We start from the raw sequence: 19,138 nt of genomic DNA on the forward strand, positions 1-19,138 counted from the left end.
TCCGCTTACGTCATGCGTCGGCTCGGCAGAGATGAAGCCCGCAGAATGATCCTCGGGTCTGCCCATCATTATACAACCCAGATGCCGGGGCAGGAGGTCACTCTTCCGCGCCAGTCGTTTTCGGACGCACACTCGACGCCAATCCAACGGGCGTTCAACGTCTTGTGTATCGCTTACGGTGCCGACAAGAACCTTTTTGCCGATGTCGTCGAAAAGAATTTCCTGCCCAAGCGACGAGCCGAAAGGTGCGAAACAGAGGATAATGACTTTTCCTTCGCCATGACCAAGCTAATCGGCCCGCATATCAATGACAGGGCGCATGGCGCCGCAGCCGGCGGACCGGTTTCCGAAATAATGGATGGCGCGTGCCGCGGTTCATCGCACCTCGGCAGGAGGCACCGTCGGCAGGGAAATTTCGAATGTCGATCCCCGGGGACTCGATTCGGCAAGGACCAAACCGCCTTCATACCGTTCAACGATCGTGCGGCAGATTGCCAAACCCAACCCCATACCCGCGGGCTTGGTCGTGAAGAACGCCTCAAATATCCGTCCTTGGTCCTGTGGATTCACTCCGGGACCGGTGTCATGAACAGACAGGAGAACTGACGAATTTCCTCGGAGCCGCGTGCTGATGTTCAATCGGCGACGATCAGGAGGGGTAGAACTCATCGCCTCGATCGCGTTCTTGACCAGGTTCAAGATCACCTGTTGCAACTGCACTCGATCGACACGCACTAAAGACGGCTCCGCCCGGAACTCGGTCACGACAGATACTTCATTGATCATTAGTTCGTGCCGCAGCAATCGTAACCCCTGTTGAACAACGTCCTCAATGGGCATCATGGCAGGCTGATCTGTTGGTTTCTTGAACAGTTCTCGAACGCTGGTGATGGTCGCGCTCACCCTGAGGCTTGCCTCCTCTATGTCTTTGAGAATGATATTCAGGTCCTGCAGCAAAGGAGGCTGGGAGCGCAGCTGCTTCAGAGCCGTGCTCGTATTCAGCGTGATTGACGCCAACGGCGACCTGATTTCATGTGCGATTGCCGCGGTGGCTGCGTCTATGCTCACCAAGCGGTTCGATCGTTCTCGCCGCTGCATCGTCAGAGCGCTGGCCAGGCGCGTGTATAGTACGATCATCTCGGTCAGCAATACGGACAACAGCATGCAACTTGCGACCAGCGCAAATCCGCGGGCTGCATACCACCCCACCGAAAAGCGAACCGAACTCGCGACGGCCGCTACCAGAAAGTTGGGTAGCCAGGCGAATAAGGTCACCAGGAGCCACAGATCGAGCACAGTCCGTCTTCGGGCGAAAAGCACCAGCAGTGTAGTGGCGCCGAACAGCAACAAGGCGACATTGATTTGGCTGCCCAGTCTTGTCTGCAGCGTGATACTTGTCGCGTAGAAGCTTGGTAATGACTCGACCCTAACCGTCACCAGCCACGACAGCGCGGCGACTGCTCCAAACACGCCGGCAACGGTCATGGCGATACTCGCAGTCGTCGAAATGGGAGAGCTCTTGCCTTTGTCCTTCAGCAAAGCATACGCAAGGATACCCAAGGGGAAAGTTGTGTGCCAGAAAACAAAAAACCAGGCCGGAGTGTTGGAACCGTCCCCGATGATGCCACCCGGTGCGTAGCCGCCCGGAAAGCTCAATGTCTGCAGAAAGGCAAACGAGCCGCCAAAGAGGTATCCACTCGCGAGAGCGAGCAGCGCGCGGTGCGGCTGGACCGAATATTGAGCCAACAGGAGAGTCGCCGTGAGCAGGTCAGCAGCGCTCAGGACCGTCTGAAGGACCGGAACAAAGCTGTCTATTCTTCCTAACTGTACGTTCGCGAACGGAGCAACAAGAACCGCCGTGGCGAGCAGCGCAACTATTACCCCGACAGCGACGGCTCGATGTCCCGGCGTCGAAGGCATCAATGGCACCACGACCGGAGGATCGTGATCTGCATCGGGCAAATACTGGTGAGTGTCCGCTTTCGGCATTGGCGCGCCACTCCCTCCGGCGACGGGCTTCCGCCCACTGAAGTTTTAGTATCCCCCGGAAGACTTCCGTTGGCGAGTGCTTCAGCCGTGTTCAATCAAGTTTGGCGGCCAAAGCCCGGGTATCAAGCATTTCGAGGGAGCCCGTAACCTTTTCGCAGCGCTTGTCGCATCGCCAAACGCAAGGTCCGTTGCCGCCCTGGGCGTTGCTTGTGAGCGGCAGCCCGGATCGCTGCGGGCTTTACGGCCGCATGCAAATGCCGACCGATCCGGCGGATTTTGCTCAGGGATTATCAACTCCGGCGGCATATTTTGCCACGCCGGAGGCCTTCACTTTAGCGAGATTTTGATCCCGCTGACGTTGCCCGCGAACTCCATTCCCGCCCGGAGACCTTGCAGGGCGATCCTTACACCCTTGTCGTTGCTGAGCTGAACGCCTCCGAACCCGCCAACGAAGGCCCCGCCACCTCCAACTGAACTGTAAGTGCCGGCGAAATCGCTGATCTGCTTGATTCCGGTAGCCCATCCTTCCAACCGGCTGATGGACGCGCCGGCTGCAACTCCCAGGCTGAGGCCGGACACCCTGAACGGATAGTCGCGGCCGCGATACGTCACGACACCGCTGCCGCCGCCGGCTCCCACCATCAGCCCTGCCTTCACCAGCTTGACCCGGACATGGCCGGGAGCCTGCGCCGAGGACGGCGTCACCGGCACTGTCAACGCGAACAGCCCAATTGCCGCCAGGGACATGACGACCAAGCGCAGTGCAGCTATCCAGCGCTCAGGGTTTTGCTGCATCGACTTTCTTCCAGGTCTGGTCGGGATCGAACAGGATCAGGCGCTTGGCGAAGAAGTCGGTGCTTTTTCCAAGGTCCTTCTCGTAGACCGTCCCGACATGACTGACCAGGAAGGTCTTCACGCCGGAATTGCCATACTCGGCGGGCCAGGCGATCAGCGCGAAGCCGCCGATCATTTTGTCCTTCACGACATAATTGAGCGTGCCGCCGGGTGCATCCGATCCCTGCGCTTTCAATATCCGGAAATAGTAACCGTGATAAGGCGCCGGCTTGTCACCGGCCTTGTAGCCTTCGGCCGCAGCCTCCGCGACCAATGCGCCGAGTGGGCTCGGATCGCTATCGTCACGCCAGAACAGCCCATCCTTCTTGCCTGGCGTCGATACGATCCGCTGCGCATAAACGCCCCCGCCCTCACCGCGATCCTTGTCGGCGTATTCGTTCTGGGCATCGACATAGGCGAGGCAGGTCTGGATCGCGTCGAGCTCGTTACGGCCGATACGACGATACAGGACCTCGATGCGGCCCTCGTCAGCATCGAAAACCCAGCCGGTCCGGGTGTTGACGAGTGGAATCGGGAACGGGAAGTCGTCCGCGCCCAACATCAGCGTGGCCTTTTTGTTACCCTCAGCTTTGATCGAATGCTTGGCGTCATACATGGACGTGAAGCGTAGACGCGTGTCCGCATCGGCGACCTCGTCGCCCGACGAGACGATGTCATCGGCGGCCCTGCCGAGGACCTTCAAAACATCGCGTGGGCCGCTCTTGACCGCGACAGCCAATGCCGCCGCGGCATCCTCCGGAGAGGGAAAAGACTGCTGCGCCTGGGACACCGAGCTCATCAGGGCCAGCGCCAAGATGGCCGCAACACTTGTCGACACGGCGCGATGGAATGACGTCATGACAGTCATGGCGACACCTCCGCAGGGATCTTTGCGCCGTTCGCAATCCAATCGCGATACGTGCGGAACGTCAGTCCGAGTTTCTCGTAGTAAACCCGCAGGTAGCCGTCGCTACCGCGCGTCACCGCATCCGGCACTACGGCCTGCACCTCTTGCGCCATTACACCCACATACGTCTTCCGGCTGCCGAGATAGCTGAAGCGGTAATAGCCGAGGCCGCTGGAGAGATGGCCGAGCAGGATGATGTCATGCTTGAGCGCAACGTCGGAACGCCGCCCACCGCCGCCGCCGCCCCGGAAGCCACCGCCACCTCCGCCACGGAAGCCGCCTCCTCCGCCACCATGGAAGCCGCCACCACCACGCCCGCCGGCGAAGCTTGCAGCGCCACCACCGCGCGGCATGCTTGCCATGCTCGACCGGCCGCGTGCGGATGCCGCAGACGCCCCCCGGCCAGACGACAAATCCATCGCGCCGCCGCGATTGCCGCCACCTCTGTTGGCTGCACCCCCGCCGCCGCGGTTAGCGGCCTTCGCGCGATCCCCGCCGCCTTTGGCGCGGTCCGCAGCACCGGCGCGATTACCGCCGCCCTTGGCGCGGTCCGCAACGCCAGCGCGGTCACCGCCGCCGGGCCGGTCGCGCGAGCCGGCACGGTCACCGCCACGATCTCCCGCCCGATCCCCCGCACCCTGGTTCGGACGCAACACCTGCTGTCCGTCGCGGCCGCGAAAATCCATCCGGTTCGAAGCGCCGGCCTTCAGATTGTTGTTCCCGAAGCGTTGCTGAACATTAGCGTTGTTGTAACGCACGCCCTGGCGATGCACCGAATTGTGCTGCCAGCCGACGTTGGCGGTGCGATGGTTGACGTAGACATTACGATTACCCCAGTTGCAGCCACCGCCCCAGTAATTGCCCCAGCGGCCGATAGCCCAGGCTGCGCCAAAGGCGAGACCAGCCGCAACCACCCCCGCGCCGATATAGGACGGGTACCCGAAGTAATATGGCGGATAGGCCTCATAAGGCCAGGTCCCGTAGACCGTGGCCGGATCGTAATACGGCACGTAGACCGTCGCGGGGTCAGCCTGTTCGATCACGACGACCTGTTTGCTTTCCTGGGTCTTGACGCTGACCTTCTGCTGCTTGGTCGTGACCAGCTTCTTGTTATCATAGGCCTTGGTGCGGAGCCGCTGGACGGCGTCCATCAGGTCCGGTTGCTGGGCCAGCACTGCATCGCCGAGATTCTTGGTCCATTCGATCTTGTCGCTCATCATTGTCAGGACGGCGGCCGTGCTGACCAGAGCTTTGACGCTGTCGTCCCAGGACTGCTTGTCGACCTCCGTCTTCAGCGCGTCGCCCTTGAGCGACTTGCGCTCCTTCAGCCAACGATCGGCCTGCACCACTTCCAGCGGATAGGTCGATGCAGCCAGCACGTTGGCGAGCAGCTCATCCGGGTAAAGTGCGATCGGCGCGACCAGCGCCTCGAGCTGTTCTGGCTTCAGGAGTGACTGGTCAGGTAGGGACGGCGACGGACTGACTGGGGCTTGGGCCGCAGGTTGGCTCGGCGACGACTGAGCGGATGGCGCAGGTCGATCCGTCGTTTGGGCGAGGGTGGCAACGGGCGTCGCGATCAGGAGCGCAAGCGCAATCAAGGTCCTCACCCAATGAAACATTGTCGCCTCCATTCCTGTCGTTGGCGCAAGCTTCGCGCAGCCCGAATGCCAAGGTTTGACAGAGATCAAAGGAATCCGACGGCTCAGTGTGGCATCTGCCCCTGCGGCGCGCTCCCTTGCTGCGGCGCAAGAACCAGCCGGCGGTCATGAGGTTTTCCCGCCGGTGCGCCGCCACGTTCAACGCGACAGCGTCGCGGGCTTCCTGCGCCGCTGGGCTTTGTTACAATAGATCGAAACGGTCTTGCGTCGTAAACCAGCTGAACGTCGGCATAAACCGCCGGTGCGGCTGACGCGCAGCTTGTCCGGCCGCGCAAGCTGCAATTTCCGGAGCTCGTGAACTGGATTTTCTCCAGCGCGAGTGTCAGACCTCGATATCGCCGTCGAAACTGTCGGAGATCGTTTTCAGCGCGCGGGTATAGTCGGCCATCACCTTGAGCAATTTCGCTGCGCCGTCCGCCACGCTGACTGGACGGTGCGCGCGATGAAGTCCCGCGATCAAAGCCGCATTTGCGAGGCATTGAGCGCGCGTAGTTCCGTTGATCGACGCCATCAGTCCCAAGTATCGTGGTGTGCGTTGAGCTAGGTCAAGCTCCGTCGAGCAAGGATTTTATCCTAGATTTGGCAGCGGTGATACTTCACTTCCATTCCTTCCATTCCTGGAAACTCTCGGGAGATCGTGTTGCCATCAATTACTTTGAGGAAAAATTGGACATTTGACGACATGATCCCCGAGGCGCAAGCAACGACCAAATTTACAATCTGATCGCTCTCCTTTTTCGACTTGATCTTGCAGATCTCGGCCTTGCTCCTCAGGCGACCGGCTTCGGCAATGAATCCGCCGCCATACACGCCTGGGAAGGCCGTAAATCCGACCTGGTTCGCGCGTCCCTTGCGGGTGAACACCTTGGTACATTGGTCCGCGCTCGTCGCCCACGCGCCAGTAAGCTCGAACGCATTCGCCTGCGGCGATGATAGAAAGACGCATCCTGCCGCTATCGCCATGGCCAAGGCTGGGTTTCTTTTCATAACTATAGGTTCTCCCTTAGTGACCGCTCAACACCAGTGTCCTGATCGGCAACAGCAACGCCTGGATACGGAGCAACAATGCATGCACGAGCCCCGTCGCATCGATAACGTGCAGGCCAAATCCTTTCAGTGCGCCGGTTTTCGGATCGGCGATGACGTCATGGTTGCTGGTATATGCATTGACAATGCAGGAGCTGCCCGGCGTTACATCCGCCAGGCCATCTTTGTAGAGCGGCTCCAGGAAAACGAGAATCGAACCAGGTTTTTGCAGGTTCTGAGGGTCGATCAACAGTTCGCCGGCCCGGAATTGACCGGCGGCAATGAAATCTTGCACGCTCGTGACGACCAGAGGAATGATCACCCAGGGTTTCGAGACGCAGGTGGCTTCCGCGATCATGCCGGGCTTCATCACCTGGGCTTCGATCTGTCCGAAGCCCGCCTGCAGACTGCGCCGGCCCGCGCCATCGGGTATCAGGACTCCGGCCGGACGCATCAATTGATTGACGACGTCGCCAATACGGAGGAGGAATTGCTCGACGCGGCCATCGATTCCCGCGCGAACATACGTCTTGTCGAGATCCACCTGCGCCTGCGCCTGCTCGGCCTCAGCGCTCGCCTTCTCGGCCGGCAGAAGGGTGGAAACCCGCAACGCAGAGGATTCTCTCGAAGCCTTCGCGACGTCGACGCCGGCCTGCCGTTGATCAACGAGCACCTGCAGCTTCTCAATATCGCGTTGCGGCACAATGCCGGGGTTTCGACGTTGCAGTTCGCTTTTCACATCAAGTTCGTCCCTGGCTTGCTGCAACGAGGCTTTCGCCTCCCCGACCTGGGCGTCCGCCTTGACGATGTCGGCCCGCGCCGAGATCAGCGAAGCCTCCACCTCCGCAATCTTTCGCTTGGCGGTTTCCAGGGCGGCCTCCTGCTTCGAACCGTCAAGCCGGAACAGAACGTCGCCTTTCTTAACTGACGCGGTGAAGCCGACATTGACCTCGGCGACGCGGCCGGAACCTTCGGGCAGGATCGGTACCGTCCTGAAATAGATCGCGGCCGAGGTGGTCGATGGATGGAAATAGAAGATCATCGTGATCAGCCCGATCGTGAGCATCAGACAGCCGGTAATGCCCCACCTCAGTTCGTACCAGACCGAGAAGAACGTGATCTCCTTGCCAAGGCGCTTACCCTGCCTATACCGGCGGTAGAGGTAATCCGGAAGAATTGTCACCAGCGAGCAGATCATAAGCTCAAGCATGGTCGCGTGCCCCTTCCTTCGCCGGCATTTGGACGCTCAAATTGCTGTCGGATCCGAATTCGGCTTGGGGTTCAGCAGCGCGCGTCCCCGGCGTGGTGTCGGCTATGCGCCGGACGGAATCAGCAATGCTGCTCATCGGCGTGCCAAAATCCGGCAGATCGATCATGGCAAGCAACAAACCAGCTATCCAGAAAATATGCATATGGGTGAAAAGCGAAATCAGCCCAAGAACGGCGACGATCTCGAATTGCAGCTTGTGGGTCCTGTGCGCCATGCGCTCAGGCAGGCTGTGCAGCTTCAAGTACAAATTGCCCACCCAAAGAACCATTGCCACAAGAAAAACGCCCATCACCACTATCAGGGTGTCTGACCCGTCAGCGCCAGGAATGAAAAACGGCAGATGATGGGGGGCCATCGGGTGCATCTGTTCGTTCAAATTTCGTCTCCCCAAGGTGTCCAGGCACTCGAGACCAGACTACATCGTGGCCTGGCCTGACGCGATTTTCTTGATTTGGATCAACGGACCGCAGTTGGCTGCACCTAGCCTCGTGGCAGTTCTGTAACCGATAGCCAGCCAGGAGCCGTCCGTCATGTCCGACAGCATCGACGATCTCATCCCAAATGCTAAGAAAATCCGCGAGGAAGCGGCTCTCAAGGAGGCCGAAAAAGCCGATGAATTTGCGCGTCTCGCTGCCGCAGCTGAGGCAGAGAAGCGGGCGCTGATCGAACGGCTTACTCGCCCGTCGGGCAAGAGCGAAGCCGAAAAGATCCAGCTCGCCTCAAGCATAATCCAGCGGGCGGTACGAAGCGGATTGACGGAAGTTCAGGTCTATCGCTTTCCCAATACGCTGTGCACCGACCGGGGCCGCGCCATCAATCAGCAAGAGCCGGGCTGGGAAAACACGCTGACGGGCATTCCCAAAGAAATATACCAGCTCTGGACCGACTATCTGAAGCCACGCGGCTATCGCATCGGCTACCAGATCATCGACTACCCGGGAGGCGTGCCGGGCGACATCGGCGTCACGATCGCCTGGGCGGACTGAGGGCAGCTGCAATTGGTTACGGAAACAGTGAAATGTCAGTTGACGGGCCCGCAGAGAGAATGAAACGCAAGGACTACGAGAAGGAGCTCGAAAAGCTTCAGGTAGAGCTTTGCCACCTGCAGGAATGGGTGAAGACCGAGAAGCTGAAGGTGATCATCATCTTCGAAGGCCGCGACGCCGCCGGCAAGGGTGGCACCATCAAGGCCCTGACCGAAAAGGTGAGCCCGCGGGTGTTTCGAATTTGCGCGCTGCCCGCGCCGTCTGACCGGCAAAGAACCCAGCTGTTTTTGCAGCGCTATATTGAACAATTCCCGGCTGGCGGCGAAATCGTGATCTTCGACCGCAGCTGGTACAACCGCGCCGGCGTCGAATATGTCATGGGCTTCTGTTCGCCGAGCGACCACAAACGTTTTCTCGAATTGTGTCCATCGGTTGAGAAATTCGCTGTCGATGCCGGCATCATCCTTATAAAATTGTGGCTTGAGGTCGGGATGGAGGAGCAGGAACTCCGTTTCCAGGCGCGCATCGAGGATCCATTGCGGCAGTGGAAGCTGAGTCCAATGGACACCGAGTCGTTCGGGCGCTGGTATGACTACTCGCGGGCGCGCGACATGATGTTCGAGGCGACCGACACCAAGCATGCGCCGTGGCGGCTGATTCGTTCCAACGACAAGCGACGGGCGCGGCTCAACGTCATCGCCCATATTCTCAAGACGATACCGTACAGAAAAATCGCGCGAGACAAGATCAAGCTGCCGAAGCGATCCCATAAAGGCCGTTACAACGACCAGGCGAGCCTGCGCCGCATGAAGTTTGTCGAGGAGCGGTATTAGTCCATCGCATCGAACCGGCTTGGGGGCGCGGCGCAAAGCGGCACCCCACCGTGTCGACGATCATTGCATCGTGGATCATTGCATCTTGATGGTGACGCCGCCAACGGCCGCCGAGGCTTCGAATCCCATCCTTGGTCCGCTGAGCCGCAGGATCACACCATTGGCATTCTGCAACTGGACGCCTCCGGCCCCCGCTGCAAGTGCGCCGCCCGCCCCGCCCACGGCGTAGGTACCGGCCAAATCGCCGGGGCTGCGCAAGTTTATTGCCTTTCCAACAAACTTGCTGGTCGAGGCGCCGATTGTGAAGCCCACACTCATGCCCGACACCGTGAAGCGATAATGCCTGCCGCGGAAGGAGAGCACGCCCTGCCCGCCACCGACGCCGACGATGAAACCGCCCTTGGTGAAGACGACGGCAACCTGGCCGACGTCGGCGCGCGAGGACGTGCTGAAACCGACAGTACCTGCGAGCATGGCGATCAGCGCGGCGTGAATGGAAAATCTTCGCATGACTTTCGTTTCCTTCTGGTTATGACGTTATGTCATTGGTGAGTCGGTCAGCAGTTTGGCCAATGTTGGTGCTGGTCCAGCCTGCGTCTCTTGATCCAAGTCAACGCAAAACTGGTCATGTGCGCGGGACCTCGCGTTCGGCGTGTCGCAGCGTCGTAAGGTCAATCGCCCCCCAACTCGCCGAGCACACTGTCCATTCTCCGAGTCCAGTTGGCCTTGTCGGTCTTTTCCGCAAGACCATCGGCCTGCAAGACATCGCGGACTTGGCCGCGAGCGCCGACGATCAGGAAGACGATACGGCGCGAGGCGAGCTCGCCGTGGAGGTCGTGCAGCATTTTCGCGCCCGCGAGATCGATAAAGGGAGACGATGAAAGGCCGCAGACAACATTCTTGATGTCCGGCGTTGCGTCGACCTTTGCCAACACGGTCTCCATCACCGTTTCGGCATTGATGTAGAGCAGCGAGGCTTCCGGGCGGAACGCGATCACACCTGCGAGCGGTTCGACGTCCGGGTGGCGCGCGCTGTCGGCATAACGGCCGGTTCCTGGCAAGCGGCCGAGAATTGCCACGTTCGGTTGCGAGGCGCGTGCGAGCAGCAGGAAAATGGAAGCCAGCGCCGCCAGCAAGATGCCTTGAAGTATACCCAGCATCAGCACCGCAACGAGGGCGATCGCCGCGGCGTAGAAGTCGATCCTGCTGATACGCCACATTCGCACCAGCGCGACGACGTCAACGAGCCGGTAGACCGCTGTGAAAACGATCGCGGCGAGTACCGCCTTGGGCAAATTGGTTAACGAGCCTGTGAGAAAGAGCAGGCAGATTGCCAGCGTGGCTGAGCAAATGACCAGTGCGAGTGGCGTCCTCGACCCCGCCAGATCGTTGACGGCGGATTGCGACAGTCCGCCCGCGACCGGATAGCCATGACCGAACGCCACCGCGAAATTGGCAGCGCCCAAGCCCAAAAACTCCTGCCGGACGTCGAGGGGGTAGCCGTGTTTCGCCGCGAAACTTCGCGCGGCCGAGACGCCTTCGACATAAGCGAGCAACAGGATGCCGGCGGCCAGTGGAAACAATTCGTCGAATTCCAGTAGTCCGAAGGTCGGCCGGGCAAAGCTCGGTAAGCCCTTCGGGATCTCGCCGGTGACGGGAATGCCGAGCGCCGGCAGGCCAAACACCGTCGCGACAAAGATCGAGAGGATAACGACGGCAAGTCCCACCGGCTTGCCAGGCAACAAGCGTTCGCCCTGCAGGAGCAGCAGGATGGCGACAAGCCCGAAAGCGAGCACGATCCAGTGGACGCCACCAAGCTGCCCGACCAGCGTGATGAGGCGATCGAAGAAATTTCGTCCGCCGCCGGCGACGCCAAACAGGCTCGGCAGTTGTGTCATGATGATGGTGAGTCCGGCCCCGGCTTTAAAGCCGACCAGAATGCTGTCGCTGATCAGGCGCACCAGCATGCTTAGTCGGAATATCCATGCAATCAGACAGAGGGTCGCAACCGCAACGGCCGTCAAACTCGCGATCTGCGCATACCGGACCGCATCACCTGCCGCGAGCGCGCCGACCGTGGCCGCGATCATCAGCGAGATCGCCGAGGTCGGGCCGACCGCCAGCTGCCGCGACGAGCCGAGCAGCGCATAGCCGATGCCGCCAAGCATGTAGCCATAGATGCCTACCTGCGGCGGCAGACCGGCAAGTGCGGCATAAGCCAGCGACACCGGGATCGCGTAGGCGGCCAGCGTAACGCCTGCGATGATGTCGTGGCGAAACCAGTCGCTTCGGTACTCGGCAAGCCACTGCGCGGGCGGAAAGAATTTGATTCCGTTGAATTTCATAGCGGCCTCTTGTTCAGCCGTGCTCCGTCACATCGACCGGACGCAATGTCCAGCATAGGAGTAGGACGAGAAGCAAAGCGGCTACGGGAAGAGCGAGGGTGAATTTCGGCATGCGCTCCGTAATGAAGGCACCTGCGGCCGCCCCTGTTCCAAACGTTGCGCAAAGTCCCATGAAGATGCAGGATTTTCGCGACAGCCCGGCCTGCGGATCCCGCGCGACCACGGCGAATGCGCCCTCGATCGCCTGGCGAAAATTGCCTGTTATCATCACAGAGCTGTAGACCGAACCTTCGACCTTGGTAAAGATCGACGTCTGCATGGCCGCGACCATGGAGACGCCAAGCGTGCCCGCAACATTGGGCGCAATATTGTGCACGACAGCGACCACGATCAGTATCAAGATTTCCACGAGAAGGCTGATCTGGCCAGCGCGACCGCCGACGGCGCGGCGTAGCCACGAGGAGAGTACAACCCCGGCCATGAAAGCAAAAAAGCGAGGGCACGAAGTGAAACGCCTCTTGCCAACTCCCAGCCATCGCATTCACCCACAGGAACACTAGATTAGCCGTTTGCGCGTTCGCCATCACTCCGTGGACGATCCAGGTGTAAGCGTCGAGATAGCCTCCCGTGAAAGCAAGCAACAGCGCGATCTACACCGTTTCGTCGCGACGCATCGGTCCGCTGGCGGCAGTATCGAGAGAACTCATGTTGCGGCGCAAGCTCTCGCAGAGGTCCGGTCAGACCCATAAGCGATGACGCAAGCCCGACGCGGTTTGATCTGGATCAAGACTTGCCCGGGCTTCCGGGATTCCATTCAAAGCAAATCGAACTCCGTGGTAGGGAAAAACAACCGTGGGCACTGTCGGGCGAACCAATTCCACGCTCCGAAAGTCTTCCTGCCATTGGCGGCATCCATTCGCTGCTTCGGCCACGTCAGCATTCGAAGATTTTCGATCGGCACGACGCGTGGTCGGCTACCGCTCGGGGCACGAAATTCTTGCGCCTTCGACCATGCGCCGGCCGCATGTTTTCCGGTTGAGCAATTGCCGCGGCGTTTCCAGATCGGGAGAATAACGTTGGGTCAGCAGGGCTTACGGAGCATGGCAGTAGCAATCATGCTGCTGTCGGTCGGTTTGGTTTCGCCATCGCGTGCGGACGATCAGGCCGCACCGCGAAAGATTCAGGAAGAGATCTGGGCGCTGCCCCTGCCGCTTCCAATGTTCGCCTATGTGACCCGGCCGGTCGGCGACGGACCATTTCCTCTGGCGGTTATGAACCATGGCGTTTCGCTCAAGGCGATCGACCGCAGCTTCTTCCCCCTCGTCGAGTTTCGCGACGCCGCCAAATGGTTTGCGCAGCGCGGCTATCTCGTGGTCGCCCCCGTCGGCTCAGGATACGGCGCATCCGCCATCGACGTACCCGAGCAAGGAATCTACGGCCCGTTCTTCTCGAAGGTCGGAAAGTGCAGCAATCCCGATTTCCGTGCTCCCGGGCTGGCAATTGCGCAAGTTGACCTCTGGATCATCGATCACCTTGTGTCCGAAAAGCGCGTTCTGCCGGAGAACGTCATCGTCGTCGGGCAGTCCGCAGGCGGGTGGGCCGGGATCGCACTTTCAAGCCTGAACCCGCCACCAGTCAAGGCCGTCATCATCTTTGCCGCCGGCCGCGGCGGCCGTGTTGACGGCAAGCCAAACAACAATTGCGCGCCGGACAAACTGGTGGAGATGACTTACGAGTTCGGCCGCACATCGCGCACACCGATGTTGTGGATTTATATTGAGAACGATACCTATTTCGGCCCTGCCCTGTCGAAACGTATGCTCGAAGCATTTACGGCGGCCGGCGGCAAGGCCGAATACCATCTCATGCCACCGTTCGGAGACGACGGGCATTTCTTTATCGGCTCTCCTGACAGCATCGCGATCTGGGCACCGATCGTAACGAAGTTTCTGGATCAAACGAAATAGGAAGGCCAAACCAGGAGACGCAGCCATGTCAGGCCGACACCGCACTGAAGTGCAGTTGAATACAGGTTGTCAGAGGCCTTACTTCCCGCGGCTCTTGATAGCGGCGGTTGCCAGCATGGCGTTCAGCCAGACCGCCGCATCACAACAGAGCCCCGCGTCGGATGCGCCCTCCGGGACCGAAATGACACCCCGCGGTGAGCGCGAGGTGAAGGACGTCAACTACGGCGACTGGAGGAAGCTCTGCTTCCAGCCCGGTGGTGCAAAGATGGTTTGCCGGACTTCCGTCACCGGTACATTCGCGACCGGCCAAATGGCGATTCGCCTGGACATTATCGAGCGCGAGGGTGACGGCGCAAAGCGGCTGCAGGTGTTCTCTCCCGTCGGCATGTATCTGCAAAACCCGGTCAAACTTACCATCGACCAAGGCAAGCCCTACCTCGTGCCCTATACGTGGTGCCTCACCAACACCTGCATTGCGGGCACTGTCGTCAACCCGCGGCTGATCCAGGAAATGAATACGGGACGGGTGCTGCGGCTGGAGTTCGTGGATTCGAACCTGTTATCGCTCACGACCTCGCTGCCGCTTGGCCAGTTCGCTCTGGTCCACAAAAATGCGCCGGCGCAGAAATTCGAACAGGACATCGAGGAATGACTGAAGACCGTCTACGCGGCTGCGCGGGCTTCTTCAACAGGCTTGATGAGCGAAAGGGCCTCGAACGGTTTGGTCAAGTACGCAAGGCAACCCATTTCGGTAGCCGCTGTCCGGACCGCATCACTATCGTTGCCGGTGATAAAGATGACCGGCAATCGTATACCCATGCTGGCGAGACGTCGGCATACGCCGATGCCGGACTCGCCATTCAAATCGATATCCATGATAACGCAAAATGCTCTGCCGAAATCGTCATGATCAAGTATTGCATCGGCCGATTCGAACAACGTCGAATTGAATCCGTGCATCTTCAACAACCGCATGATGCCCCTACGCATTGATGGGTCATCATCTACAACAAAGACAGAGTTGCGCGTCGGCAGGGGGACGTTTTGCAAGATCCATCCTCTCGCAATCAGACATCCTATCCTGACACGCTGCTATCAACGTCCACAATTGTACTAGTGGGCAAGAAGCCCTGCGAGTGACGCGGAGCGCCAATCCAAAGCCAGGGTTATCATGTCTTCGGGTGAAGCAAGCCAAGCCGTTCTGCGATGGAAACCAGTTCGGCGAGGGAATTCACCTGCATTTTCTCCATCACTTCGTGACGATGGGCTTTCACGGTGCGCTCGGCGGTTCCCAATTCAAGCGCGACCTGCTTGTTGATCTTGCCGCGGACGATCAAGTTGAAAACCTGGTGCTCGCGCGGTGTCAGGGTCGCCAACCGGTTGCGAAATGCCTCGAGCTCGTTCCGTTGACTAAAGGCCGGGGCGAAGCGCGCCACGGCACGCTCGATCGCCTCGATCAGTTGCGTCGACGAAGCCGGCTTTGTGAGAAAATCCTCTGCGCCCGCCTTGATGGCCCGAACCGTCGCTGGCGTGTCCGAATATCCGGTGACGAAGATAATGGGCAGGATCGAGCCACGTTCGGCAAGGCGGCCTTGCAGTTCCAGGCCGGTCAGCCCCGGCATCTGCACGTCGAGCAGGATACAACCGGGCGTCTCGTTATCCGGCAAACGATCGAGCAATTGCTGGGCCGATGAATAGGTTTCGACCTCATAGCCCGCAAGCTTCAGGTGGCGCTCGATCGCCGTTCGGAACGAAGCATCGTCATCTATGACATGGATCAGGCCAGGCAATTGTCGCTCCCAACCGTCAAGTGAGAAAGAGAGATCTACCGCGCAAATCGCAGTCAGGTACGCGCGGAATCCCGAGCGATTGTACCGATCGTCCAAACCACGGCTATTCGCATAAGATTTAGCCGTTTCACAACGGCCGTCTGCATCGTACGGAACCCCTGTCCGTTGGTACAATGCACCATGGGACAATAGCCTGATACCCAATCTTAGGCGAAGATTAATTAGGAGCAAGATTGCGGGACGGGCGGCGGCAATTCCGCAAAGTGATATCTCCAAGGGCTGCAAAACGACCTTTCAAAACGACCTTTAAAGAGTCGTCTTCGGTAGCCGGTTTAGGAGTTGACCATGTTCGTCCGCGTCACGACCGACCCGGCTCCTCGCTCTACCTCCCTCGGCGATCTGGGAATCGAAAGTAATTCAAATACAAAGGTCAGTTTAAACGAATTCACCTATAGAAAGGGGAGCGAAATCTACGGCGAAAAGGAGCCGGCAGATTACGTCTATCAGGTCAAGAGCGGAGCGGTCCGAAGCTACAAGCTGCTTTCGGATGGCCGGCGCCAGATCGGCGCATTTCACCTCATCGGCGACATCTTCGGGCTGGAAAACGGGGCCGAACATCGGTTTACGGCGGAGGCGATCGTCAACACAACGGTGCGTCTGATCAAACGGCGCAGCCTTGAGATCGCGGCCGAGAGCGATGCCATGGTTTCACGAAACCTGCTCAGCATGACGACGGTCAACCTGCAGCACGCCGAAAACCATATGCTGCTGCTGGGCCGGAAAACTTCGTTGGAGCGGGTCGCCGCCTTCCTGATCGAGATGGACCGGCGACTTACGGCGGCCGGCGTCATGCCACTGCCGATGTCCAGGCGCGACATCGCCGATTATCTTGGCCTCACACTGGAAACCGTGTCCCGCGCACTGTCGCGACTGCATGAACTCGATATCATCGGCTTCATCGGCAGCAATCAGCGCCAAATCATGCTTCTGGATCGTCGACAACTCGCAGGCATTGATCTGAGGGAGTGATCCGCGCAGGAAGCTCGATCGTCTTGCGCAGCACTTCGAACAAGACGGCGGTTGACCAGCCGAACATCAATATGCCGTTCATTGCAGTCATCGGCCCGGTCAGCCGCCATGCCTGCACCGGCGTGATGTCTCCGTAACCGAGCGTCGTGTAGTTGACGAAGGCAAAATAGAGCAGATCACTGTCCGCGGGAGCCACGCCGACGGTTGCATAGGCCAGCGCCCAGACGAAAACCTCCAGCGTGTGCGCCATCATCAGGACCGTCGCGGTCCCAACCATCACGATCATCAGGCGCAATCCCGGTCGCACGGCGTTCCGCGATCCCGCGGAGCGGGCGATACCGACCGCTCCGACGGTCACCAGCGCGTGAACCATGATGTTAACTATGCTGACAATACAGCCGATCAGGAATTGAAGCGCCATCCGCCCCCCCTCTTGATGGACAGGGCCGGCTGGGAAGCCTTGCTGGCCTCATGGCGACCGTGCGACCCGACATCAACTCTTCAGGAAATCTTTGCGTCTCCTTCGGATTAGATTCTCGACGGGCATCGGGCCGGCTATGGGCGGACAAGCTCACAAGCATCGGCATCACCACCCTCGCCGCGGAACGCCAGAATGCCTTGATACAGATCAAAGGAGCGCACGAGGCGTTCCATCAACATCATCATCGCGTCTGTGCTTTCACTGACCGCTTGCGGGCTGGAGATTCAACATGAAGGCCGTCTCCGTGGAAGAAGCCGTTGCAATGATCCCGGCCGGTGCAAGTATCATGGTCGGCGGATTCATGGGTGTTGGAACACCAGGACGCTTGCTCGACGAGTTGGTGCGGCAGAAGAAGTCGGGCCTTTTTCTGATCAGCAACGACGCGGCCACGCCTGGAAAGGGCGTCGGCAAGCTATTCGACGGACAACAAGTGTCGCGCATGATCGGCACCCATATTGGGCTCAATCCAAAGGCGCAGCAGCAGATGCTGGGCAAACAGATCACCGTCGACCTGATCCCGCAGGGCACCTTTGTCGAACGTATCCGTGCCGGCGGCTGCGGTCTCGGCGGCGTGCTGACGCCGACTGGCGTCGGGACGCTGGTCGAGGAAGGCAAGCAAAAGATCGACGTGCACGGGAAAACATACCTGCTGGAGACCGCGCTACGCGCGGATTTCGCGCTGGTGCATGCGTTTCTTGCCGACTATGCCGGCAACCTCTCCTACGCCCTCACCGCCCGTAACTTCAATCCGGTCATGGCGATGGCTGCCGACACGGTGATCGTCACCGCCGAACATATCGTCCCGGTCGGCGTCATCGCGCCCGACCATGTTGTGACCCCCGGCCCCTTGGTCGATTACCTCGTCGCGAACGGGTGACCCATGGATGCACAAGCCATCATCGCCCGCCGGGTGGCGCAAGAACTTAGACCCGGCAACCTCGTCAACCTCGGCATCGGTATTCCGACGCTGGTTTCGAACTATCTGCCTGTAGGGCTCAACGTGTTCTTCCAGTCCGAGAACGGGCTGATCGGCACGGGCCCGATCCCCGAGCAGGGTATGGCGCATCCACTGCTGACCGACGCTGGCGGTAAGCCGATCAGCGCACTGCCGGGTGCCGCCACCTTCGATAGCGCGATGTCGTTCGGCCTGATCCGCGGTGGCCATGTCGATGTCACCGTGCTCGGCGGTTTGCAGGTCGATGCCGGTGGACGCCTCGCCAACTGGATGATTCCCGGCAAGATGGTGCCGGGCATGGGCGGCGCCATGGACCTGGTCAGCGGGGCCAAGCGCGTGATCGTCGCCATGCAGCATGCGGCCAAGGGCAAGTCCAAGATCGTTACCAAGTGTAGCCTGCCCCTGACTTCGGCGCGGCCGGTCGACCTTGTCGTCACTGATATGGCGGTCATCGCCTTTCCCGGCGGCAAGGCGACGCTGCAGGAAACCGCGCCCGGTGTCACCGTCGCCGAAGTCCTGGCAGTGACGGACGCCGAACTCACCATTCCGGACAGGGTGCCGGAAATGAAGCTGTAACGCGCTCGGGAACGGGATCGATGCCATGCGGATTTTCAACGGATTCGAGGAGCTGAAGGCCGCCGTCGGCACGGAGATCGGCTTCAGCGACTGGATCGAGGTAACGCAGGACCGAATCAACATGTTCGCTGAAGCGACATGCGACGAGCAGTGGATCCATGTCGACCAGGAGCGCGCGGAAGCCGAGATGCCGGGCGGAAAAACCATCGCGCACGGCCTGCTGTCGTTGAGCCTGACGCCGATGTTCATCCGCTCGGTGATGGGGCTGAAGGGGCTGAAGAACACGTTGAACTACGGCGCCGATCGCATCCGCTATCTGTCGCCGGTGCCGGCAGGGTCAAAATTGCGCGGTCGCGTCAGCATTGCTGAGGCGGAAGAAGTGCCACCCAACGGCTTGCGCGTCCATTATCGCGTAGCGATCGAGATCGAGGGCGGCAAACGCCCCGCCTGCGTCGCAGAGGTGATCGGCCTGCACTTCAGCTGAAGCAGGAA

22 protein-coding genes and 2 pseudogenes are annotated in these 19,138 nt (G+C 59.9%); 9 read left to right on the forward strand and 15 right to left on the reverse strand.

All coding sequences use genetic code 11. From position 1 onward, the window contains the following. Nucleotides 1-12: 12 nt before the first annotated feature. Nucleotides 13-204, forward strand: a pseudogene (locus FFI89_RS35040) (DUF4344 domain-containing metallopeptidase); the annotation flags it as partial. A 171-nt stretch (nt 205-375) separates the two neighbouring features. Here FFI89_RS35040 and FFI89_RS25215 read toward each other — a convergent pair. The 8 genes from FFI89_RS25215 to FFI89_RS25250 form a co-directional block, all read right to left on the reverse strand. Beyond that, nucleotides 376-1,989: an MASE4 domain-containing protein gene (locus FFI89_RS25215; protein WP_138830276.1), complete on the reverse strand. Its 1,614-nt coding sequence runs from the start codon at nt 1,987-1,989 to the stop codon at nt 376-378. 327 nt (nt 1,990-2,316) lie between these two features. Next, the gene (locus tag FFI89_RS25220) at nt 2,317-2,784 is read right to left on the reverse strand and encodes a hypothetical protein (protein WP_138830277.1); all 468 of its coding nucleotides are present in this window, start codon (nt 2,782-2,784) and stop codon (nt 2,317-2,319) included. Beyond that, nucleotides 2,768-3,691, reverse strand: coding sequence for a DUF2950 domain-containing protein (locus tag FFI89_RS25225; protein ID WP_138830278.1), 924 nt, complete (start codon nt 3,689-3,691; stop codon nt 2,768-2,770). The genes FFI89_RS25220 and FFI89_RS25225 overlap by 17 nt, the downstream gene beginning before the upstream one ends. Beyond that, nucleotides 3,688-5,349 carry a DUF3300 domain-containing protein gene (locus FFI89_RS25230; RefSeq protein ID WP_138830279.1) on the reverse strand — a complete coding sequence of 554 codons (1,662 nt, stop codon included), beginning with the start codon at nt 5,347-5,349 and terminating at the stop codon, nt 3,688-3,690. The genes FFI89_RS25225 and FFI89_RS25230 overlap by 4 nt, the downstream gene beginning before the upstream one ends. Nucleotides 5,350-5,710: 361 nt before the next feature. Continuing rightward, on the reverse strand, nt 5,711-5,899 hold the full coding sequence (locus FFI89_RS25235; RefSeq protein WP_138830280.1) for a hypothetical protein: 189 nt from the start codon (nt 5,897-5,899) through the stop codon (nt 5,711-5,713). 62 nt (nt 5,900-5,961) lie between these two features. Then, nucleotides 5,962-6,375, reverse strand: a complete 414-nt coding sequence (locus FFI89_RS25240) for a hypothetical protein (protein ID WP_246669247.1) — start codon at nt 6,373-6,375, stop codon at nt 5,962-5,964. A gap of 16 nt (nt 6,376-6,391) precedes the next feature. Then, complete coding sequence (locus FFI89_RS25245; RefSeq protein ID WP_138830281.1) at nt 6,392-7,624, reverse strand: HlyD family secretion protein; 1,233 nt, start codon at nt 7,622-7,624, stop codon at nt 6,392-6,394. Next, nucleotides 7,617-8,060, reverse strand: a complete 444-nt coding sequence (locus tag FFI89_RS25250; protein ID WP_138830282.1) for a hypothetical protein — start codon at nt 8,058-8,060, stop codon at nt 7,617-7,619. The genes FFI89_RS25245 and FFI89_RS25250 overlap by 8 nt, the downstream gene beginning before the upstream one ends. Nucleotides 8,061-8,214: 154 nt before the next feature. Between FFI89_RS25250 and FFI89_RS25255 the strand changes: the two genes are divergently transcribed. Together FFI89_RS25255 and ppk2 are read left to right on the forward strand one after the other, a co-directional pair. Beyond that, entirely contained in the window at nt 8,215-8,670 is a 456-nt protein-coding gene (locus FFI89_RS25255) for a hypothetical protein (protein WP_138830283.1), read from the forward strand. Between the two features lie 32 nt (nt 8,671-8,702). Then, complete coding sequence (gene ppk2 / locus FFI89_RS25260) at nt 8,703-9,503, forward strand: polyphosphate kinase 2 (RefSeq protein WP_138830284.1); 801 nt, start codon at nt 8,703-8,705, stop codon at nt 9,501-9,503. Nucleotides 9,504-9,578: 75 nt separating this feature from the next. Here the strand turns inward: ppk2 and FFI89_RS25265 are convergent, their stop codons facing one another. From FFI89_RS25265 to FFI89_RS35415, 4 genes and pseudogenes are all read right to left on the reverse strand, one after another. Then, nucleotides 9,579-10,013, reverse strand: coding sequence for a hypothetical protein (locus tag FFI89_RS25265; RefSeq protein ID WP_138830285.1), 435 nt, complete (start codon nt 10,011-10,013; stop codon nt 9,579-9,581). A 161-nt stretch (nt 10,014-10,174) separates the two neighbouring features. Then, nucleotides 10,175-11,848, reverse strand: coding sequence for a SulP family inorganic anion transporter (locus tag FFI89_RS25270; RefSeq protein WP_138830286.1), 1,674 nt, complete (start codon nt 11,846-11,848; stop codon nt 10,175-10,177). Between the two features lie 13 nt (nt 11,849-11,861). Then, nucleotides 11,862-12,389: a YoaK family protein gene (locus tag FFI89_RS25275; RefSeq protein WP_371721732.1), complete on the reverse strand. Its 528-nt coding sequence runs from the start codon at nt 12,387-12,389 to the stop codon at nt 11,862-11,864. After that, a pseudogene (locus FFI89_RS35415) lies at nt 12,388-12,489 on the reverse strand (DUF1275 family protein); the annotation flags it as partial. The gene FFI89_RS25275 and the pseudogene FFI89_RS35415, both read right to left, overlap by 2 nt. 459 nt (nt 12,490-12,948) lie before the next feature. On the opposite strand from FFI89_RS35415, the gene FFI89_RS25280 reads away from it, so the two are divergent. Together FFI89_RS25280 and FFI89_RS25285 are read left to right on the forward strand one after the other, a co-directional pair. Beyond that, on the forward strand, nt 12,949-13,815 hold the full coding sequence (locus FFI89_RS25280; RefSeq protein ID WP_138830287.1) for a S9 family peptidase: 867 nt from the start codon (nt 12,949-12,951) through the stop codon (nt 13,813-13,815). A gap of 25 nt (nt 13,816-13,840) precedes the next feature. After that, nucleotides 13,841-14,467: an invasion associated locus B family protein gene (locus tag FFI89_RS25285; protein WP_246669248.1), complete on the forward strand. Its 627-nt coding sequence runs from the start codon at nt 13,841-13,843 to the stop codon at nt 14,465-14,467. Between the two features lie 11 nt (nt 14,468-14,478). Here the strand turns inward: FFI89_RS25285 and FFI89_RS25290 are convergent, their stop codons facing one another. Further along, nucleotides 14,479-14,805, reverse strand: a complete 327-nt coding sequence (locus FFI89_RS25290) for a response regulator (protein WP_371722534.1) — start codon at nt 14,803-14,805, stop codon at nt 14,479-14,481. Nucleotides 14,806-14,984: 179 nt separating this feature from the next. Beyond that, nucleotides 14,985-15,605, reverse strand: a complete 621-nt coding sequence (locus tag FFI89_RS25295) for a response regulator transcription factor (protein ID WP_138830288.1) — start codon at nt 15,603-15,605, stop codon at nt 14,985-14,987. Nucleotides 15,606-15,950: 345 nt separating this feature from the next. On the opposite strand from FFI89_RS25295, the gene FFI89_RS25300 reads away from it, so the two are divergent. Then, nucleotides 15,951-16,634: a helix-turn-helix domain-containing protein gene (locus tag FFI89_RS25300; protein WP_138830289.1), complete on the forward strand. Its 684-nt coding sequence runs from the start codon at nt 15,951-15,953 to the stop codon at nt 16,632-16,634. On the opposite strand, the gene FFI89_RS25305 is transcribed toward FFI89_RS25300, so the two are convergent. After that, the gene (locus FFI89_RS25305; RefSeq protein WP_138830290.1) at nt 16,585-17,055 is read right to left on the reverse strand and encodes a potassium channel family protein; all 471 of its coding nucleotides are present in this window, start codon (nt 17,053-17,055) and stop codon (nt 16,585-16,587) included. The genes FFI89_RS25300 and FFI89_RS25305 overlap by 50 nt on opposite strands. 289 nt (nt 17,056-17,344) lie before the next feature. Here FFI89_RS25305 and FFI89_RS25310 point away from each other — a divergent pair, with 289 nt between their 5' ends. From FFI89_RS25310 to FFI89_RS25320, 3 genes are read left to right on the forward strand one after another with little or no spacing between them, the layout of a single operon-like run. Next, nucleotides 17,345-17,992 (forward strand): CoA transferase subunit A, encoded by a 648-nt coding sequence (locus tag FFI89_RS25310; protein ID WP_138830291.1) that lies wholly within the window; start codon nt 17,345-17,347, stop codon nt 17,990-17,992. A gap of 3 nt (nt 17,993-17,995) precedes the next feature. Next, the gene (locus tag FFI89_RS25315) at nt 17,996-18,646 is read left to right on the forward strand and encodes a 3-oxoacid CoA-transferase subunit B (RefSeq protein WP_138830292.1); all 651 of its coding nucleotides are present in this window, start codon (nt 17,996-17,998) and stop codon (nt 18,644-18,646) included. A gap of 25 nt (nt 18,647-18,671) precedes the next feature. Further along, nucleotides 18,672-19,130, forward strand: coding sequence for a MaoC family dehydratase (locus tag FFI89_RS25320; protein WP_138830293.1), 459 nt, complete (start codon nt 18,672-18,674; stop codon nt 19,128-19,130). Nucleotides 19,131-19,138 lie beyond the last annotated feature (8 nt).

This window comes from Bradyrhizobium sp. KBS0727, assembly GCF_005937885.2.
Classification (GTDB): Bacteria; Pseudomonadota; Alphaproteobacteria; order Rhizobiales; family Xanthobacteraceae; genus Bradyrhizobium.

Excerpts from the sequence above, each read along its gene's own strand:
- FFI89_RS25270 (WP_138830286.1), bottom strand. The coding sequence starts at position 11,848 with ATGAAATTCAACGGAATCAAATTCTTTCCGCCCGCGCAGTGGCTTGCC.
- FFI89_RS25265 (WP_138830285.1), bottom strand. The coding sequence starts at position 10,013 with ATGCGAAGATTTTCCATTCACGCCGCGCTGATCGCCATGCTCGCAGGT.
- FFI89_RS25315 (WP_138830292.1), top strand. The coding sequence starts at position 17,996 with ATGGATGCACAAGCCATCATCGCCCGCCGGGTGGCGCAAGAACTTAGA.
- FFI89_RS25310 (WP_138830291.1), top strand. The coding sequence starts at position 17,345 with ATGAAGGCCGTCTCCGTGGAAGAAGCCGTTGCAATGATCCCGGCCGGT.
- FFI89_RS25290 (WP_371722534.1), bottom strand. The coding sequence starts at position 14,805 with ATGCGTAGGGGCATCATGCGGTTGTTGAAGATGCACGGATTCAATTCG.
- FFI89_RS25230 (WP_138830279.1), bottom strand. The coding sequence starts at position 5,349 with ATGTTTCATTGGGTGAGGACCTTGATTGCGCTTGCGCTCCTGATCGCG.
- FFI89_RS25225 (WP_138830278.1), bottom strand. The coding sequence starts at position 3,691 with ATGACTGTCATGACGTCATTCCATCGCGCCGTGTCGACAAGTGTTGCG.
- FFI89_RS25275 (WP_371721732.1), bottom strand. The coding sequence starts at position 12,389 with ATGCGATGGCTGGGAGTTGGCAAGAGGCGTTTCACTTCGTGCCCTCGC.
- FFI89_RS25300 (WP_138830289.1), top strand. The coding sequence starts at position 15,951 with ATGTTCGTCCGCGTCACGACCGACCCGGCTCCTCGCTCTACCTCCCTC.
- ppk2 (WP_138830284.1), top strand. The coding sequence starts at position 8,703 with ATGTCAGTTGACGGGCCCGCAGAGAGAATGAAACGCAAGGACTACGAG.
- FFI89_RS25220 (WP_138830277.1), bottom strand. The coding sequence starts at position 2,784 with ATGCAGCAAAACCCTGAGCGCTGGATAGCTGCACTGCGCTTGGTCGTC.
- FFI89_RS25305 (WP_138830290.1), bottom strand. The coding sequence starts at position 17,055 with ATGGCGCTTCAATTCCTGATCGGCTGTATTGTCAGCATAGTTAACATC.
- FFI89_RS25320 (WP_138830293.1), top strand. The coding sequence starts at position 18,672 with ATGCGGATTTTCAACGGATTCGAGGAGCTGAAGGCCGCCGTCGGCACG.
- FFI89_RS25280 (WP_138830287.1), top strand. The coding sequence starts at position 12,949 with ATGGCAGTAGCAATCATGCTGCTGTCGGTCGGTTTGGTTTCGCCATCG.
- FFI89_RS25285 (WP_246669248.1), top strand. The coding sequence starts at position 13,841 with ATGTCAGGCCGACACCGCACTGAAGTGCAGTTGAATACAGGTTGTCAG.
- FFI89_RS25215 (WP_138830276.1), bottom strand. The coding sequence starts at position 1,989 with ATGCCGAAAGCGGACACTCACCAGTATTTGCCCGATGCAGATCACGAT.
- FFI89_RS25240 (WP_246669247.1), bottom strand. The coding sequence starts at position 6,375 with ATGAAAAGAAACCCAGCCTTGGCCATGGCGATAGCGGCAGGATGCGTC.
- FFI89_RS25245 (WP_138830281.1), bottom strand. The coding sequence starts at position 7,624 with ATGCTTGAGCTTATGATCTGCTCGCTGGTGACAATTCTTCCGGATTAC.
- FFI89_RS25235 (WP_138830280.1), bottom strand. The coding sequence starts at position 5,899 with ATGGCGTCGATCAACGGAACTACGCGCGCTCAATGCCTCGCAAATGCG.
- FFI89_RS25255 (WP_138830283.1), top strand. The coding sequence starts at position 8,215 with ATGTCCGACAGCATCGACGATCTCATCCCAAATGCTAAGAAAATCCGC.